This is a genomic window from Phyllobacterium lublinensis (assembly GCF_020164435.1).
Lineage (GTDB): Bacteria > Pseudomonadota > Alphaproteobacteria > Rhizobiales > Rhizobiaceae > Phyllobacterium > Phyllobacterium lublinensis.
Genome location: NZ_JAIUDQ010000002.1, coordinates 111,117 through 125,872, shown reverse-complemented (window position 1 = coordinate 125,872; position 14,756 = coordinate 111,117). Strand labels below are relative to the sequence as shown.

The 14,756-nt window shown below is 54.6% G+C and carries 15 protein-coding genes; 14 read left to right on the top strand and 1 reads right to left on the bottom strand.

The window, feature by feature from the left end; all coding sequences use genetic code 11:
* Positions 1 to 38 precede the first annotated feature (38 nt).
* The 3 genes from K9U38_RS03595 to K9U38_RS03585 all read left to right on the top strand — a co-directional run bounded on the left by K9U38_RS03595 (position 39) and on the right by K9U38_RS03585 (position 2,697).
* Positions 39 to 1,046, top strand: coding sequence for an SLAC1 anion channel family protein (locus K9U38_RS03595; RefSeq protein WP_224492981.1), 1,008 nt, complete (start codon positions 39 to 41; stop codon positions 1,044 to 1,046).
* On the top strand, positions 1,043 to 1,996 hold the full coding sequence (locus K9U38_RS03590) for a GlxA family transcriptional regulator (protein ID WP_224492980.1): 954 nt from the start codon (positions 1,043 to 1,045) through the stop codon (positions 1,994 to 1,996). The genes K9U38_RS03595 and K9U38_RS03590 overlap by 4 nt, the downstream gene beginning before the upstream one ends.
* A 173-nt stretch (positions 1,997 to 2,169) precedes the next feature.
* Positions 2,170 to 2,697, top strand: coding sequence for an isoprenylcysteine carboxylmethyltransferase family protein (locus tag K9U38_RS03585; RefSeq protein WP_224492979.1), 528 nt, complete (start codon positions 2,170 to 2,172; stop codon positions 2,695 to 2,697).
* Between the two features lie 85 nt (positions 2,698 to 2,782).
* On the opposite strand, the gene ydiK is transcribed toward K9U38_RS03585, so the two are convergent.
* Positions 2,783 to 3,892: an AI-2E family transporter YdiK gene (gene ydiK / locus K9U38_RS03580; protein ID WP_224492978.1), complete on the bottom strand. Its 1,110-nt coding sequence runs from the start codon at positions 3,890 to 3,892 to the stop codon at positions 2,783 to 2,785.
* A 379-nt stretch (positions 3,893 to 4,271) separates the two neighbouring features.
* Here ydiK and K9U38_RS03575 point away from each other — a divergent pair, with 379 nt between their 5' ends.
* The 11 genes from K9U38_RS03575 to K9U38_RS03525 all read left to right on the top strand — a co-directional run bounded on the left by K9U38_RS03575 (position 4,272) and on the right by K9U38_RS03525 (position 14,629).
* Positions 4,272 to 4,493: a hypothetical protein gene (locus K9U38_RS03575; RefSeq protein ID WP_224492977.1), complete on the top strand. Its 222-nt coding sequence runs from the start codon at positions 4,272 to 4,274 to the stop codon at positions 4,491 to 4,493.
* Positions 4,487 to 6,220 carry a SulP family inorganic anion transporter gene (locus K9U38_RS03570; RefSeq protein WP_224492976.1) on the top strand — a complete coding sequence of 578 codons (1,734 nt, stop codon included), beginning with the start codon at positions 4,487 to 4,489 and terminating at the stop codon, positions 6,218 to 6,220. The genes K9U38_RS03575 and K9U38_RS03570 overlap by 7 nt, the downstream gene beginning before the upstream one ends.
* Complete coding sequence (gene ppk2 / locus K9U38_RS03565; RefSeq protein ID WP_224492975.1) at positions 6,217 to 7,035, top strand: polyphosphate kinase 2; 819 nt, start codon at positions 6,217 to 6,219, stop codon at positions 7,033 to 7,035. Before K9U38_RS03570 ends, ppk2 begins: the two co-directional genes overlap by 4 nt.
* A gap of 42 nt (positions 7,036 to 7,077) precedes the next feature.
* Entirely contained in the window at positions 7,078 to 7,551 is a 474-nt protein-coding gene (locus K9U38_RS03560) for a Urb2 domain-containing protein (protein WP_224492974.1), read from the top strand.
* A 74-nt stretch (positions 7,552 to 7,625) separates the two neighbouring features.
* Positions 7,626 to 8,003, top strand: coding sequence for a hypothetical protein (locus K9U38_RS03555; protein WP_224492973.1), 378 nt, complete (start codon positions 7,626 to 7,628; stop codon positions 8,001 to 8,003).
* Between the two features lie 330 nt (positions 8,004 to 8,333).
* Positions 8,334 to 10,313, top strand: coding sequence for an SARP family transcriptional regulator (locus K9U38_RS03550; RefSeq protein WP_444357259.1), 1,980 nt, complete (start codon positions 8,334 to 8,336; stop codon positions 10,311 to 10,313).
* Positions 10,314 to 10,555: 242 nt separating this feature from the next.
* A complete protein-coding gene (locus K9U38_RS03545) occupies positions 10,556 to 11,287 on the top strand; it encodes a phosphatase PAP2 family protein (RefSeq protein ID WP_370631818.1) in 732 nt (243 codons plus the stop codon).
* A 50-nt stretch (positions 11,288 to 11,337) separates the two neighbouring features.
* Entirely contained in the window at positions 11,338 to 13,038 is a 1,701-nt protein-coding gene (locus K9U38_RS03540; RefSeq protein ID WP_224492970.1) for a S8 family serine peptidase, read from the top strand.
* A 200-nt stretch (positions 13,039 to 13,238) separates the two neighbouring features.
* Positions 13,239 to 13,475 (top strand): hypothetical protein, encoded by a 237-nt coding sequence (locus tag K9U38_RS03535; protein ID WP_224492969.1) that lies wholly within the window; start codon positions 13,239 to 13,241, stop codon positions 13,473 to 13,475.
* Between the two features lie 131 nt (positions 13,476 to 13,606).
* Positions 13,607 to 13,834 (top strand): hypothetical protein, encoded by a 228-nt coding sequence (locus tag K9U38_RS03530; RefSeq protein WP_224492968.1) that lies wholly within the window; start codon positions 13,607 to 13,609, stop codon positions 13,832 to 13,834.
* A gap of 45 nt (positions 13,835 to 13,879) precedes the next feature.
* A complete protein-coding gene (locus tag K9U38_RS03525; protein ID WP_224492967.1) occupies positions 13,880 to 14,629 on the top strand; it encodes a response regulator transcription factor in 750 nt (249 codons plus the stop codon).
* Positions 14,630 to 14,756: the final 127 nt, after the last annotated feature.

Here is a 14,756-nt window from a genome sequence, read left to right as displayed (position 1 = left end):
TAGGCGTTGGAAAATTCTTGCCTCACAGGAGCTCTATTATGTCCGAGTTCGTTTTGAACGATCAGGTCACGATGAAATCGAAACCGAAGCATTCCATACGGATGCTACCGGTCAATCTCTTCGCATCCGTCATGGGTATTGCCGGACTGAGCCTGGCTTGGCGGGAGGCCGCCAAGCTCGGTTTCGTCAATGTGCTTCCCGGAGAATTGATCGGCTGGATCGCCGTCGCTGTCTTTGTTGGTCTTGTGCTCGGTTACGGCATGAAGTTTGCGCGCCATCCAAGTGCTATCATGGCCGAGTATAGCCATCCGGTCATGAACAATTTTTTCGCCACGATCGCCATCGGCATGCTTCTCTTGTCCTCGTTCCTGGGTCCGTATGATGCCATCGTTGGACAGTCTGTCTGGACTGCCGGTACGATACTGACCTTCATAATCGCCTATGCCGTCATGCAGCGTTTTGTAAGCAAACAGCACAAGGGAGAGGATACGTTGCCTGCCTTGCTGATACCGGGGGTTGCCACGCTTGACATTGCTGTAACCGGATCGGCCATGCCGTTCGCATGGGCTCACGAAGTCAATATGCTTGCCTTCGCCGTCGGTTCGGTTGTCGCCGGTGTCCTGGTTGTATTGATCTTCAGCCGATTACGCCATCACGAGGCCATGCCCATGCCCATGCGTCCGTCCTTGCTGGTTCTGATTGCACCCTTTGCCGTAGGGTATCTGGCCTATACGAACCTCACCGGTCATGTCGACATGTTCGCTTCGTCACTCTTTTATTACGCATTCTTCATGCTGCTGGTTCTCGCTCCGAAGGTCTTTCGTGCCGACATTCCCTTTGGTGTGAATTGGTGGGCAATCAGCTTTCCGCTCGCTGCCTTTTCCATTGCCACGTTCCGCTATTCATCAGAAGTTGACAGTGCCTTGCTGCAGATTTTCGCAATAGCTTTGTTCGTGTTTCTGACTGTTGCGATCGCCGTGCTGTTTGTCCGGACGCTGCTCATCGTCTTTTCGGGCCAATTGTTCCGGCTGGAGTCCGGTAAATGAAAAAAGTCGCTATCCTGGCCATGCCAGGAGTCCAGCTTCTCGATGTTATTGGACCCTCCGACGTGTTTGCCGAGGCAAACCGTCAGTTGGGGTATGGATATTATACCATTGAGATTGTCAGTACGAAGCCGGGACCAGTCCGAGGATCATCCGGGGTACAGGTTATGGTCGATCGAACGATTTACGAACCCCCTGGCGAGATCGACACCCTGCTGATTGCTGGCGATCCACAAATCCAGGAGCGGCCAATATCAGAGGCGATTCTGCTTTGGGTCAAGTCTGTATCCAAACAGGCCGACCGATTTGGGTCGGTATGCTCGGGAGCCTTTGTTTTGGCAGAGGCAGGTCTGCTTGATGGGCTGCGGGCTACAACACACTGGTCGCAGGCGGGCGAGTTCGCCCGCCGATATCCCGACGTCCGGTTGGAGCCCGACCGTATTTTTACTTCCGACGGCAAAGTATGGACCTCGGCCGGTGTTACGGCAGGCATTGATCTGGCACTTGCACTGGTTGAGAAAGATGTCGGTATGGACATCGCCCTTGCAGTTGCGCGAGAGCTCGTTGTGTTTTTGAAGCGGCCTGGCGGCCAGTCTCAGTTCAGTACACATTTGATCGCACAAACTGCCCAGAGGTCGCCGATAAGAACGGCTCAAGAGTTCATCAATGACCACCTGTCGGCGAATCTGGCCGTGCCCGAGCTCGCGAAGCGCGTGGGCATGAGTGAGCGCAATTTTGCACGCTTGTTCAAACAGGAAGTACAGATGACTCCTGCGCAATATGTGGAATCAATGCGTTTGGAGGCTGCTCGGCGTCTGGCGGAGGACGCAAAAATCCCGATGAAGTCGGTTGCGACGCAATCGGGATTTGGTGACATCATTACGTTGCGTCGTGCCTTCCTGCGCAAGTTTTCGATCTCGCCTGCCAGCTATCGAAAAAGTTTCTCCCGTTAGCAGGGATTCTCCGAAGTTTGCCGCCAATCTGTTTGGGCACGGGGGCACTATCCCCATCCGCTTGTACCGCTCTGGGAGACCGAGTATGTCTCCCCGCTCCCCGCCAGCGCGCGGCACAGCCGCCCTGAAGTCATTTCCAACAATGATCCAATCCGATCAACGCTGAGGTAAAAATGAATCCCTATCTGGTCCTGTTCATATGCGCCGCTTACGCCTGGCGTCTGCTGACCGTATTAATCTCCAGAACCCACGAGCGAAATCTCAGGAAGAATTCCGCAAAGGAATATGGTGCCACAAATAGCAAGTGCTTGGCGGCGGTACATATCCTGTTCTATATCGCCGCCACCGTTGAAGCGGCATACAGGCCGTCAATCGACACGACGGTCGCCACTATAGGTGTGGTGCTCTATATCGCATCTGCTCTGATCCTGATCCTTGTAATGCGGTCGCTCGGTGAGCTTTGGACCATCAAAATCATGATCAGCCAAAATCATCGCCTGATACGTAACGGCCTCTTCGCCTATGTTCGCCACCCCAATTACTTTCTCAACATCTTGCCGGAGTTGGTAGGGTTTGCTTTGGCGCTCAATGCGTTCTGGACACTTATTGTGGGGTTGCCGATCTACCTTATTCCGCTGATCATCAGGATCCGTCAGGAAGAAGCCATCATGAGTTCTGCTTTCGCGGACTACAAGTCATAGAGCCAGGGGCACTCCGGGCGTGTCGCCTCGAGCGAAAGACCGGCACCACACATTCGTTGACGTAATGGGGCGGGACAATCCCGCCTCATATTGGCGGCGGCGTTGGCCCCGACTGCAAGTCTTCAGCAGCAACCTGACGGGAAGTGGGATCCCCTTCCGCCATCCAGGCCTCCAAGAGGACATAGGCGACTGCAAGCAATGTAGGCCCTACAAATATTCCCAGGATACCGAACGAGATCAGGCCACCGATAACGCCCGCAAATATGAGCAACAAAGGAAGATCGGCACCTTGTCGGATCAGGATCGGACGCAGGAACCCATCCATCGTGCCGGCAACAATTGCGACCAGCAAAAGGACGGACGCCCACAGGGTGTCGCCGCTGTAGTACATCCAGAGGACCGTCGGTGCCAACACAAGGACGGGGCCAATCTGCATCAGGCAAAGGACAAAGATCAGGGCCGTCAATACGCCCGCATATGGAATGCCGACGATCAGCAGGCCGCTTGCGCTGACGGCGGTTTGGGCCACTGCGGTGACAACGACGCCGAGGGCGACGCTGCGGATGGCCTGGCCAGCGAGGCGCACCGCCATTTCGCCCCGGTCACCTCCGAGCCGACGGCCAAACCGGATGGCGGTTGCGGCCCCTTTCTCGCCATTGGCGTAAATGATTGCGGCGATCGCTGTTGTCAAAAGAAATTGAAGGAGAACGCCACCAAGACTTCCCGCAGCGGTCGCGAACCAGTGCGCAAGGGAGCCGGCATAAGGCCTCAACCTTGGTCCAAGCTCATTCACCCCCAGCATTCCGATTTTTTCCCAGCTGGAGCGCAGGCGCTCACCGACCAGCGGAATGTCACCTAACCAGATTGGAGGCTGCGGAAGTTTGAGGTTAAACCCGATATGAATGTACTCCGTGATCCGGTCCGTATTGTCCATGATAAGACTGATTGCCAACCAGAACGGCACTATAAGGATCAGCAGAAGCAAACCCGTCATGATGAGAACGGCGACGTTGCGACGGTTGCCCGTGTGACGCTGCACCCAAATCATCAAGGGCCACGTTGCGATGACCAAAGTCAGCGCCCAGATAATCGCGGCGAGAAACGGCAGCATGATCCAAATCGAACTGACGAGAAGCCCCCCGATGAAGAGGACAGCTAGCGTCAAACGGGTAATGTCCTGGCGCGGCTGAAGCATGTTTTAAGCCTTTGCGGCAATTAGAGTGAAAACATATCAAAGAATTGCGGTTGCCGGGGTTCAAATTCAGAATGCCACTAACTGGTAACGTAATCATCAGCCGAATTAGGGCGAGATTCATGATTACTGTCCTAACGATCGCCCCTGGTCTGATAAACCGCCGCGCGGACCACAACAAACCCTAACTCCCATTCATTGGTTGGTGAACCCCTGACGGCCTATGTCATTATCCCCCGAATTGCGCTGTCATCGGCACCTTTGTCGAAGTCGTACACCGCACCCGGTACGGCCTTCGATTATATTGCAATAATCGCAGACAGGGACGTAAAATACTGTAACATACAGCTGTGGCTAAAGTTGTTGTTCGGGGGAACAAGAAGTGGGCGTTGTTTTGATGGGTCCGTCGGCCAACTCACAAATTGAACTGGCCGATGCTTACATCCTTGAACAACTGGATCGCATTCGATTGAGCGTCGAGTTCGATCTCCCGGAGAGAGAGCGTAATTTTCTTACCAATGTTGTCGATGAAGCCCCCGCTCACAGCCCCAATCGCATCAAAGCCTTTTCGATTTCCATGCCATCGGAGTGGCGAATATGGTAGCGGAAGCCCAATCCTTGCCGGTATTCAAAAGTTTGGCAGGTTATCGCCCGAGTTGGCTGTCAAGTGACATAGCCGCGGGTCTCGCGGTTGCAGCGGTCGGCTTGCCGAGCGCTATCGCCTATCCAGCCATCGTTGGATTGCCTCCGGAGACAGGCATTTACGCCAGCATAGCCCCACCCATAGCCTATGCAATATTTGGACCTTCCCGCCAATTGATCGTAGGACCTGACGCGGCCACAATGACTGTGCTGGCGGCGGTCGTAGCGTCAGTGGTTGCATCGTTACCGGCGGACGCGGCGGTAGACCGCGCTGCAATTGCCTCAGCTTTTGCTTTGGTGGTAGGGGGCATCTGCCTGGCAGCGCGACTATTGCGTCTCGGTGTTGTCGCACACTTCCTGTCTCGCCCTATTCTCGTTGGTTTCTTCGCCGGAATCTCTGTATCGATCATGGTCGGTCAACTTGGTCGACTCACCGGAGTTGACATCGATTCCGATGGATTAGTCGCACCCGTGCTGGAACTCATCAGCAAAAGCGCGACAATCCATTGGCCGTCACTCCTGCTCGGTGTGAGCATGTTCGTGCTCCTGCAAGCAGTAACCGCGTGGCGAATTCCCATTCCTGGTGCGGTTTTTGTGGTGGTCGTGTCCGTAATTCTCTCAGCACTTCTGGGTTTTCGCGAAATGGGCGTGAGAGTAGTCGGAGACGTTCCCCTCGGACTTCCATCATTTTCGATCCCGTCCTTTTGGGCCATGCCATTGGACAAAATGATCCTCGGCGGTGCGGCGATCTTTTTGGTGAGTTTCGGATCGGGCATAATCACGGTTCGCAGTTTCGCGACGCGTTCGGGCGAGACCGTCGATGCAAACAAGGAATTGATAGGGCTATCGGCCGGCAACCTCGCCGCCGGCTTTTTCGGGGCGTTTCCGATCAGCGTATCAGACTCGCGCACGGCGATCTCCTTTTCGGCAGGCGGCAGGTCTCAGGTCGTAGGGCTCGTATCAGCAGCCATCTTGATCGCTACCCTGCTCTACCTTGGCGAGATCCTTCGCATCCTGCCTCTGCCTGCGCTCGGGGCTATCCTGATTTCAGCTGCGCTCAGCTTGATCGATATCGGCGAGTTGCGGCGCATTTGGCAGATCAGCCGTCCCGAATTCGCTTTCGCGATGATCACAATGTGGGGCGCGATAAGTTTTGGCGTACTCAATGGTGTCATCATCGCTATCGCTGCAACGTTGGTCTATCTGTTGAGCAAGACAATGTATCCCCGTGATGCGCTGCTTGGCAGGATAAGTGGGCGTGATGGCCTTTACAAACTGCATCGCTCCCCCGAGGCAACCCTGATACCGGGTCTCATCCTCTATATGGTTCAAGGCAGCCTCCTGTTCTTCAATGCTGACTACGTCGGAGAACGCATCAGGGCCACGGTTCTCAAATTGCCTCCGGGATCGCAATGGTTTGTCATTGACGCCAGCGCAATCGTCCAGATCGACAGCACGGCCACCGCAATGCTGGATCAGGTCAGAGCAGAACTCGCTGCCAAGGGCATGAGGCTGTGTCTTGCAGAAGTCCATGCCGAGGTAAGGGAGATCCTTGAACGAGGCGGTGTGGTCGAGCGCGTGGGTGCTGAATATGTCTTCGACGATCTGGAAGACGCGATACGCGCTTTTCACAAGAAGGAAGAACAGCCGTCGGCATTTTCAACCCAGTTATCGGAGGAGAGAGAATGAACAAGCACAATAACAAGCTGGCTGCCGGTGAAGGGGACAAGAAGGTTGCCAAAGACCGCTACAATAAGGAGATGAAGAAGCTTCAGATTGAGCTGGCGCATCTGCAGGCGTGGATAAAGAAATCAGGAGCCCGCATTGTCATTTTGTTCGAAGGACGCGATGCAGCCGGAAAGGGCGGCATGATCAAACGGATCACGGAGCGCGTCAGTCCCCGCGTTTTTCGCGTCGTCGCACTCCCGACACCGAGTGACCGGGAGAAATCCCAGATCTTCATGCAACGGTACATTGGATATCTCCCCGCCGCTGGCGAACTCGTCATCTTTGACCGGAGTTGGTACAATCGGGCGGGTGTCGAACGTGTGATGGGCTTCTGCAGCGAGAAGAAAGCACGTCGCTTCCTGGAACTGGCTCCCCGCTTTGAAGCAGCAATCGTGGAAAGCGGTATCATTCTGCTGAAATATTTTCTCACTGTCAGCGAGGAAGAGCAGGAGCGCCGGTTCCGCCGTCGGATCGACGACCCCTTGCGGCAGTGGAAGCTGAGCCCAATGGATGTGGAATCCTATCGTCGCTGGTGGGATTATACGCGTGCCTATGATGAGATGTTGAAGATGAGCGACAGCCAACATGCGCCGTGGTGGATCGTGCCTTCCGAGAACAAGGAACGCGCGAGGGTCAACTGTATCTCCCACATCCTCAAGTCGATCCCCTATGAAAGGGTAAAGTTTGACGCACCCGATCTGGGCAAGCGTCAGAAACGACCTGCTGACTACACGGACCCAGAGACAGCTTTGAACGTCGTACCCAACGTGCTGTGAGCGCCGTTGGCATGTTAACTCCAGACGAAGTGGATCAGAGAGATGTCAGAGAAAAAAGAAGTTGACGTGAACGCGATGCCTTTAAGCGCCGCCGAGCTTCGCCAGGAAGTCATACGGCGCGAGATGGAAGAAATGGAAAAACAGGCGAAAGCCAAGTCTGTCCAGGAACAGAAACTGGCAAACTTCGCTGCCGACTTTCTCAAGAATCATGTGAGCGAAGCGGACATTCAGACGGTACGCCGAACCGTGGCGGCAGCGGTCCAGAACGGCAAGTTTGAGGCAATGGTTTACAGCTTCTCCTCAGACCTTTGTTCAGACAGCGGTCGCGCAATCAACAGTGGCGACAAGAATTGGCCCGACACCCTCCAGGGGAAGGCTAAGGAGTTCTATGATCGCTATCAGAAATTTGGAAAACCCCAGGGATATCGCCTAAAGGCCATGATTATCAGTTTCCCAGGCGGCATGCCGGGCGATGTCGGCTTCTTCTTGAACTGGGGCTCGGACATAGGCGCGTGAAGCGCGTCAAGCGGCACGATGCCCGAGATAATGCACTGTGGATCAAATGTCCCGCTGTCCGGGAGGGAACAACCATGTCTGCTTCAGTACCTGCAAATTCGGCATCAAGATGCGCCGTAAAAATGCACCAGTGCAGGATTCTGTTTACGATGCTTATCGCATTGCTTGCGATCCCTGCCCTCGCTCAAGAACCGACATTCGCCGAACTCCAAGCGATGTGCAGCAACACAAAGGACTCCGGAAAATATGGATACTGCGTTGGGTTTCTTGAAGCAGTGGCGCTTCGTGTCGTCCAAGATCACAAGAACTGCACACTTCTAAAGGAGTATATCGACTCCCCAAACTCAAAGATCGCAATTCCAGATTTGATAGCCGACCTCAACCCTAAGGAATACCAAGGGGGCGCATTGGCCAGTATCGAGAAGTACTTCCTCAACAAGGGGTGCATGTAAAATTCCAAGCTACCCTGGTTCGGGCATCCGGCTCGAGCCCGGGAGTTCTGCCGCAATCCTGATCGGCTCTATGGATTGGAGCCGGCATTTCGAGTTGTTCTCGGATGCCTGCAATTGGACGGGTCAATGGATCGAAGCACGCCTGTGCCGGAATGATCCTGCGCTCATTGGCCTGCTCGGTTCCTCTCGCGGATAGGCATATCGAAGGGATAATGCATCTGTTTCTTTTTTTCCCGTCATTCACGATGTTTTCACGCTGGAATGACAGGCGCCCTGTATTTCAGGACAAGCGTCAAAAATGGGAGCGGAATTGTGCACGTTCTTTCGGAAATGGGCGTTCCTGGTTATGGTCTGCGGCTCCCAATGCCCTCAGACATATTGCTAAAGTTGTGTTTTGTGCCAAACTTGGTGCAAGAGGCTGATTTTAAGAAAGATAAAGAAACCCGCAACGCTACTCCGGGGCTCACCGTAATGGACGGCAGTCAGCAGCACGAAGCGGCCTATCGCATGTATCTTATCGGACCCTTCGCGATCACCGATCCGTCGGGAAGGACTCTGACGCCAAAGTCCCAAAAGTCTCAAGCCATTCTTGCCATGCTGGCTCTTTCCCTGCGGGGATCCCGTTCGCGGGTCTGGCTCCGCGACAAACTTTGGAGCGACCGCCCTGAAGATCAGGCCTCCGCCAGTCTGCGTCAGGCATTGCTCGATATCAGGAAGTGCCTAGGTGATGCACGCGATATCCTGGTGGCTGACAAGAATACGGTATCGCTTCGCATGGACCGGGTACGGCTGGATATTGACGAAATCCTTGCTGGTGGCCACGCTGCAGGCGATGATGAAGCGGCCGCCGAACATTTTCTCGAAGGTGTCGACGTCAGAGATCCCGAATTCGAGGAATGGCTGACGCTTGAGCGACAGGTGTGGCAGCGCCGTTATGACGAGGGTCAGATACAGCATAGAATCGAACCAAAGCTCGAGCTCTCGCGTGAACGCCGGGGGCAGACGTCTCTCGTTCCTTTGACGGCAAGTAAACGGGTCCAAGACGATGAGAGAACGGCGTCCGGAGAAACGGACGACGCATCGTCCTCCCCTGGCTCAATTACCAGTATTGGTTCGCGGCAATGGGTCGTTGCGATCCTACCGCCCCGCATAGCTGGACAAAGCGAAAATGGCCCGATCCTGGCGTCGGGAATATTGAATCTCATCGAGAAAACACTCGTCGAGGGGACTGATATCCGCGTTACCGACTTCTCGTTCGGGGGAGGAGGTTGGACGGACGTGCATGGTGGCAACCCTGGTAGCAGCGATATCTCCTTGGCAACGCCCATCGGCATACAGCTGGAACTGACACTCTCCAGCCAGACTGTCCTTGTCGTGGTCAGCGTGTTGCGGTTGGCGGATCACAGCCTGGTCTGGAAAGACAGTTGCATCGCTGATCGGCTATATCTGGAACGAGGTGAAGCCAATCAGTTGCACGGTTTGATCAATCACCTGATTGATGAAGTTCACGGTTGCTTTCTTTTCAGCGGCGAAGGAGGAAACTGGGAGCGGGAAACCACCATGATCGAAGCGGTCAACTCGGTCTTCCGACTTTCCAGGGACGATCTCGACAGGGCGGAGCGCATTCTTCATAAAATTGCCGCCAACCGGCCTTCCTCCTCGGTTTACGCGTGGCTCGCCTTCATACGAACGTTCCGGGTGGGGCAACGTTTCAATGCCTATGATGCAACGATAGTCGAGGAAGCCCAATTCTACGCCCGCAAGGCATTGGAGTTGGATGTGAACAATTCCGTGGCGCTTGCCCTCGTTGGACACGTCCATTCGTTCCTGTTCTGCGAATACGACTATGCCGCCGGATTGTTCGAGAGAGCCATAAGGCTCAACCCCGCCCAACCACTCGGCTGGGATCTCTATTCCATGCTGCACTGCTATGCCGGGCAGCCCGAGAAAGCCATGGCCATGGCGAACTGGGTTCAGAATCTGGGATTTTACAGCCCACACAAATATTATTTCGATACAACCAAGTGCATCAGCGCCGCTCTTGCCGGCGACCATGCCGCAGCGATTTCTGCAGGCGAAGAGGCCCTGAAGATGCGGCCGGATTTCAATTCTCTGTTGCGTTACCTGGCAGCGAGCCACGCGCATCGCGACGAGATGGACTTGGCAAGAAAGTGCGTGGAGCGACTTGAGACAGTCGAACCGAATTTCTCGATCGAATCCCTCCAGGACAATCGCTACCCGCTGCTTCAGACCGGCGGGGGCAAGATGCTGATCGCCGGGCTTACGAAAGCCGGCGTCAAGCTCCGATAGTTTCCTCAACAATATTCGGCTCGAATAGATGAAGGACATGCGAAATGGTCAAGGTTGCTCCCCAATCACCGCTGATACGATTCTTGAACAGTTTTCGATTTGAGGTCGACGCGGACAACGTGTCGCCTTGCCCTCCCTTGCCATTCACCACGCGGACGACAGACGGAGCCGGTATCGTCAGCCCCGAAGTGCCGGAGGCCGGAGCCGCTCTGGCGAGTGGCGGCGTTGCCAACAAAACGGTCATGAACAAGTCATCCCTGAACAAGAACAAAAACAAGAATAAAAGTTCGTTCGGTGGAATAAGCCCTGGCAATGCACAATTGATACCTGCGTTTCAATTACGCCGTCTGCACCAGCAACCCTCCCGCAACGCCTTTACAGCGGCCGCGCGGTTCACGTGGGAAATGCTCGACATTACTCCACCACCCGGACCCGACTTCACCCGTCTTGAAACCAAGGTGATGCTGTCAATGCAAAAGCGTGACCGCGAACGGGCCAGACGACTCCCGGATATTCAACAGGAGGCCTCGCTGTCTGTCGCCGAGTTCACGCGGCCTCTCTATATTGAGAACATAGCCGGGTTCGAACAGACCGAGGGGCTTTTCCAGAATATCCTGACAGCGTGCGAGTATGTCGGCCTTATTTACAAGAACAAGTTCAATCGGTTGCGACCCAGTCAGTTCGAGCCTCGGCTACGTCCGCTTCTCGCCGTTCCAGCTCACGAGTCTTTCCACAGCAATCACGCATTCCAATGCTTTTCCATTGCATTTGCTTTCAACACGATCCTTCCCGAGCATCCCGCAACCGAAGAGTTGTCTCGCATTGCCCAGAATGTTGCAGAAAATCGGGAATGGGCAGGTCTCCATTATCCGAGCGACACGAAGGGTGGGCGTGAGCTGGCTCGGCGGTTTGCTCCTTATCTGCGAGATGCGTTCGCTGCGACATATAACGCAGTGCACAAGGAATGGGTGTGAAGCCATTGCATTTGTCTTCAGTGGTTCCTCTAGCGTAAATGAGGTTACAAATGGCCCTTCAACCGGACAACACACAGCCTGCGCCTGCCGGCTATTATTACCTCTGGCATTTGGCTGCTTTGGGAGTAATTACCGCCGACTTCGGAACCTCGAAAAATCCGATACCCCCCAATAACGAGAGCGCGTTGCGTACCACGTCGTCTCCGGTCATTTCCGGTTCGGTCTGGGATACCATTGCCGGCGTGGGGGCAATCTCACCCGCAAGAGTGGCACTGATCGACGTTGGGATATCACCAGATCACCCGAACCTGACGACACGGATCGATCATGGCGCTTCGATCGATTTGTCGACGCACAAATATGGTGCGCGAGCGGCGGAAATTCTCGACGAGACAGACAGTACCTACAAGGAGGAGAAACAGGCCTTCTTCGCTGAACTTGACATATCCGGACTCGGAAACCTCGGGCTATCGGTTGATGACAAGGATTACCTGGACGATATCGTGGCAGAATATGCGGTCTCCCAAGGAGTATTACGCCGTATTCTCGACTCCAACACGATGTTCGCATCGCACGGCACAGCCTGCGCCGGTCTGATTGTGGCCGAGCCCGCTGCCCTGCCGGCGGAGGACGGCAAAGTCCCGGCTCCACCAGAATATATCTTCACGAATCCAGATTCGACAGGGACCTTTCCCAACAAGAATCCCAATTTATTGCCGTATTTTGGCGCTGATCCTTTTTCGCGCCTCGTCAACATCACGACTTCGTTCGAGGAGGATGCTGTGCAGTTCATTGCTGCATTCCTTTATGCATATTCACAGAACGTTGACGTCATCGTTATGCCCCGAGGCATACCCGATCCGAAGCGTAGCGCCATGCAACCCAAGAACGAATTGAAGGCTGACCTGGAGCGCTGGGCAAATCGTGATGCTGCGGACCTGTTTGCCCGTCTCGCGGTGGCAGAACAGGGGCCAGTAGAGCTTGAACCAAAGGCAACACAGCCCGGTTCCAACCCGGACCGTATTTGGAAGATCCTCAAACATCTGATCATTGCCGTGAGCCGCAAGATCCCGGTGATCTGCGCTGCCGGCAACAGCGGTGAAAGCCAGTTGATCTACCCGGCGAGCCTCGCAGCTCCAGATAATGGTATTGTCGCGGTCGGCGCAGTAACAGTTGAAGGTTTCCGATCCGGCTACAGCAATTACGGCGAAGGTCTCACTCTCGTTGCACCCTCTGACGATGGCGAGGTATTCAATCGCCATCAATTGCGGATCAATCGTCTGTCTCCCTTCACCGCCAAGCACCAATACAATGCCGATACCGGGAAGGAATATTGTTATTCCCACTTCAGTCTTCTGAGTACGGACCTTCCCGGCGTTTTTGGTTATGATGAGGGAAAGGCGCCTTGGTCATCACTTCTCCCCTCTGCAAACAATCCCGGCGTTGGCGGTGGTTACTATACGAGCTTTGGCGGTACGTCCGGAGCCGCAGCCTTGGTCGGTGGCGTTGCTGCTCTTGTCCAGCGAGCGCACCGTGCCGTTCACGGGGGATCGGCCAAACTAGACGGTGTAGCTGTGAAGGCTATCCTTGAGGAAGCGTCCAGCCAAAACAGCACTGTTGGACCGGGTCTTCGTCCCCTCACCCCCGACTGTATGAATGCGGACAACGAAGATGTCATCGATCCCAGGTATTTTTTTGGAGCGGGGTTGCTCAATGCAGCCACAGCCGTGGGTACTGTCCTGAAGATTTGAAGTGACAGCAAACTAAACGCGCAAAAAAGGGCTCCCCGCGGGCCCTTTTTTGCGTTCTGCTCTTCATTTTTGACGGTGCGTTGACGGTGAGGCAGCGCTCGCGAGACGCCTGCTCCAGTAATATCCAACAAATACACCGGGGTTCCGACCTGCGGAGATTAGAACCGGTCTTTGGATTTGCACCAACTGGAGTCGAGACAATGTCAACCGTTCATACCCGCCCATCACTGGCCAAATTGATCCAGAAGCTGAAGCATTCCCTTGGCTTGCGTAGTCATGGAAACTTTTTCAAAGCAACAATGGAACGACAGGTCAGTGTTTATATTTCTTCCATCCTGGCGCCATTGCACAGGCCGGCTTTAATACCGATTCCAAGCAATGACAATAACTTGAAATCCGGCAAGCAGCGAAGCTGGCAAGGCAGCTCTGATCTATGAGCACGTTGGCTGGATCAAACAAATGTGGCCGCCCAAAACTGACGAAAGTCACACGACGGCGGGTTTATCTGCAACTTCTGCCAGACAACTTGTCTGACAGTCTGGACTGGAGCTCGATGGAAATGGTTTTGATGAGTGAACTTTCACTTGAGGAATGGGAAGCATTGAAACGTCTGTTACACGGTGATCCCGTTCGGCAAATTGACGGCCAAACGGTTCAACGGCTGACTGATATCGGTGCCTTGCAAAAGAAGAGAGACCGTATCGAACTCTCTTGCGCAGCAATGCGCCTCTTAACAGAGCGCATGGCCCGCATAAGCCGGGCGAGGAAACACGGCGATCAAACTTGGTGCCATTGAATAGTGCGAGCGTGCATTTGTGAGCACGTTTATGGGGGTAAGAAAATGTCAGGAATCGTGTACGAAAGAATACCGGATGCAGGCCATGCCGTTTTCAATCGGCACGCGGCAGCCCGCCGCGCAGAGTTCCGCATCGCATCCACAGAACTGCTTCCACAGCGCACGCTTGCCATAATTGAGCGACGTGACGTTGCTCGACAACGCCTTTCATGGGGGCTGGTTTCGAATGGACTTGGCCTGCGCATGGTCACTTACGGTACCATGGAGGATATTGAAGAATACGAAGCCAACGAGTTCTCGGTGATACTTGTAAGCATCGACGACGGCATGGCTGATTCCATCATGCTCGAAATCGAGGCGCTCGTCCGCCGGTTTCCGGATATACCGGTCATCGTTCAAGCCGAATTGTGCGGATCCCCGCAGATTCTAAACGTTCTCGAGCACGGTGCGCGTGGCTATCTTCCTGGTAATGCCGGAATTTCCGTGTGCATCGAAGCCATATCGATGGCGTTGGCCGGCGGTGTTTTCCTGGCTGCCGAAAGCTTGCATGATATTCAACGCGTTCTCGGGGTAAAACGCCCCCAATCCGACCGCTGGGACATGTTCACGCCGCGGGAACAGGACGTCATCAAGGTTCTGAGGCAGGGGAAGGCCAACAAGATAATTGCCTATGCGCTCAAACTGGCACCAAACACGGTGAAGGTTCACGTCAGGAACATATTGAAGAAGATACACGCAACAAATCGGGCAGAAGCGATCTATAAGATAAACGCCATGTTCGACGAAGTGATCTAGAGCGTCGTTTCACAAACAAGACGCCTTTGGGGCGATGGGGACCGCCCCACCCTTCTACCCTCCCTTCTACAGGGAGGGATTTTTTTGATCCCTGCACTCGAAACTCCAGCGGCCAAATGCTTGGACA

What these genes read in the sequence shown, in the direction of transcription:
- K9U38_RS03525 (WP_224492967.1), top strand. Translation starts at nt 13,880, where the DNA reads ATGTCAGGAATCGTGTACGAAAGAATACCGGATGCAGGCCATGCCGTT.
- K9U38_RS03530 (WP_224492968.1), top strand. Translation starts at nt 13,607, where the DNA reads ATGAGTGAACTTTCACTTGAGGAATGGGAAGCATTGAAACGTCTGTTA.
- K9U38_RS03595 (WP_224492981.1), top strand. Translation starts at nt 39, where the DNA reads ATGTCCGAGTTCGTTTTGAACGATCAGGTCACGATGAAATCGAAACCG.
- K9U38_RS03535 (WP_224492969.1), top strand. Translation starts at nt 13,239, where the DNA reads ATGTCAACCGTTCATACCCGCCCATCACTGGCCAAATTGATCCAGAAG.
- K9U38_RS03550 (WP_444357259.1), top strand. Translation starts at nt 8,334, where the DNA reads ATGGGCGTTCCTGGTTATGGTCTGCGGCTCCCAATGCCCTCAGACATA.
- ppk2 (WP_224492975.1), top strand. Translation starts at nt 6,217, where the DNA reads ATGAACAAGCACAATAACAAGCTGGCTGCCGGTGAAGGGGACAAGAAG.
- K9U38_RS03545 (WP_370631818.1), top strand. Translation starts at nt 10,556, where the DNA reads ATGAACAAGTCATCCCTGAACAAGAACAAAAACAAGAATAAAAGTTCG.
- K9U38_RS03590 (WP_224492980.1), top strand. Translation starts at nt 1,043, where the DNA reads ATGAAAAAAGTCGCTATCCTGGCCATGCCAGGAGTCCAGCTTCTCGAT.
- K9U38_RS03560 (WP_224492974.1), top strand. Translation starts at nt 7,078, where the DNA reads ATGTCAGAGAAAAAAGAAGTTGACGTGAACGCGATGCCTTTAAGCGCC.
- K9U38_RS03555 (WP_224492973.1), top strand. Translation starts at nt 7,626, where the DNA reads ATGTCTGCTTCAGTACCTGCAAATTCGGCATCAAGATGCGCCGTAAAA.
- K9U38_RS03540 (WP_224492970.1), top strand. Translation starts at nt 11,338, where the DNA reads ATGGCCCTTCAACCGGACAACACACAGCCTGCGCCTGCCGGCTATTAT.
- K9U38_RS03570 (WP_224492976.1), top strand. Translation starts at nt 4,487, where the DNA reads ATGGTAGCGGAAGCCCAATCCTTGCCGGTATTCAAAAGTTTGGCAGGT.
- ydiK (WP_224492978.1), bottom strand. Translation starts at nt 3,892, where the DNA reads ATGCTTCAGCCGCGCCAGGACATTACCCGTTTGACGCTAGCTGTCCTC.
- K9U38_RS03585 (WP_224492979.1), top strand. Translation starts at nt 2,170, where the DNA reads ATGAATCCCTATCTGGTCCTGTTCATATGCGCCGCTTACGCCTGGCGT.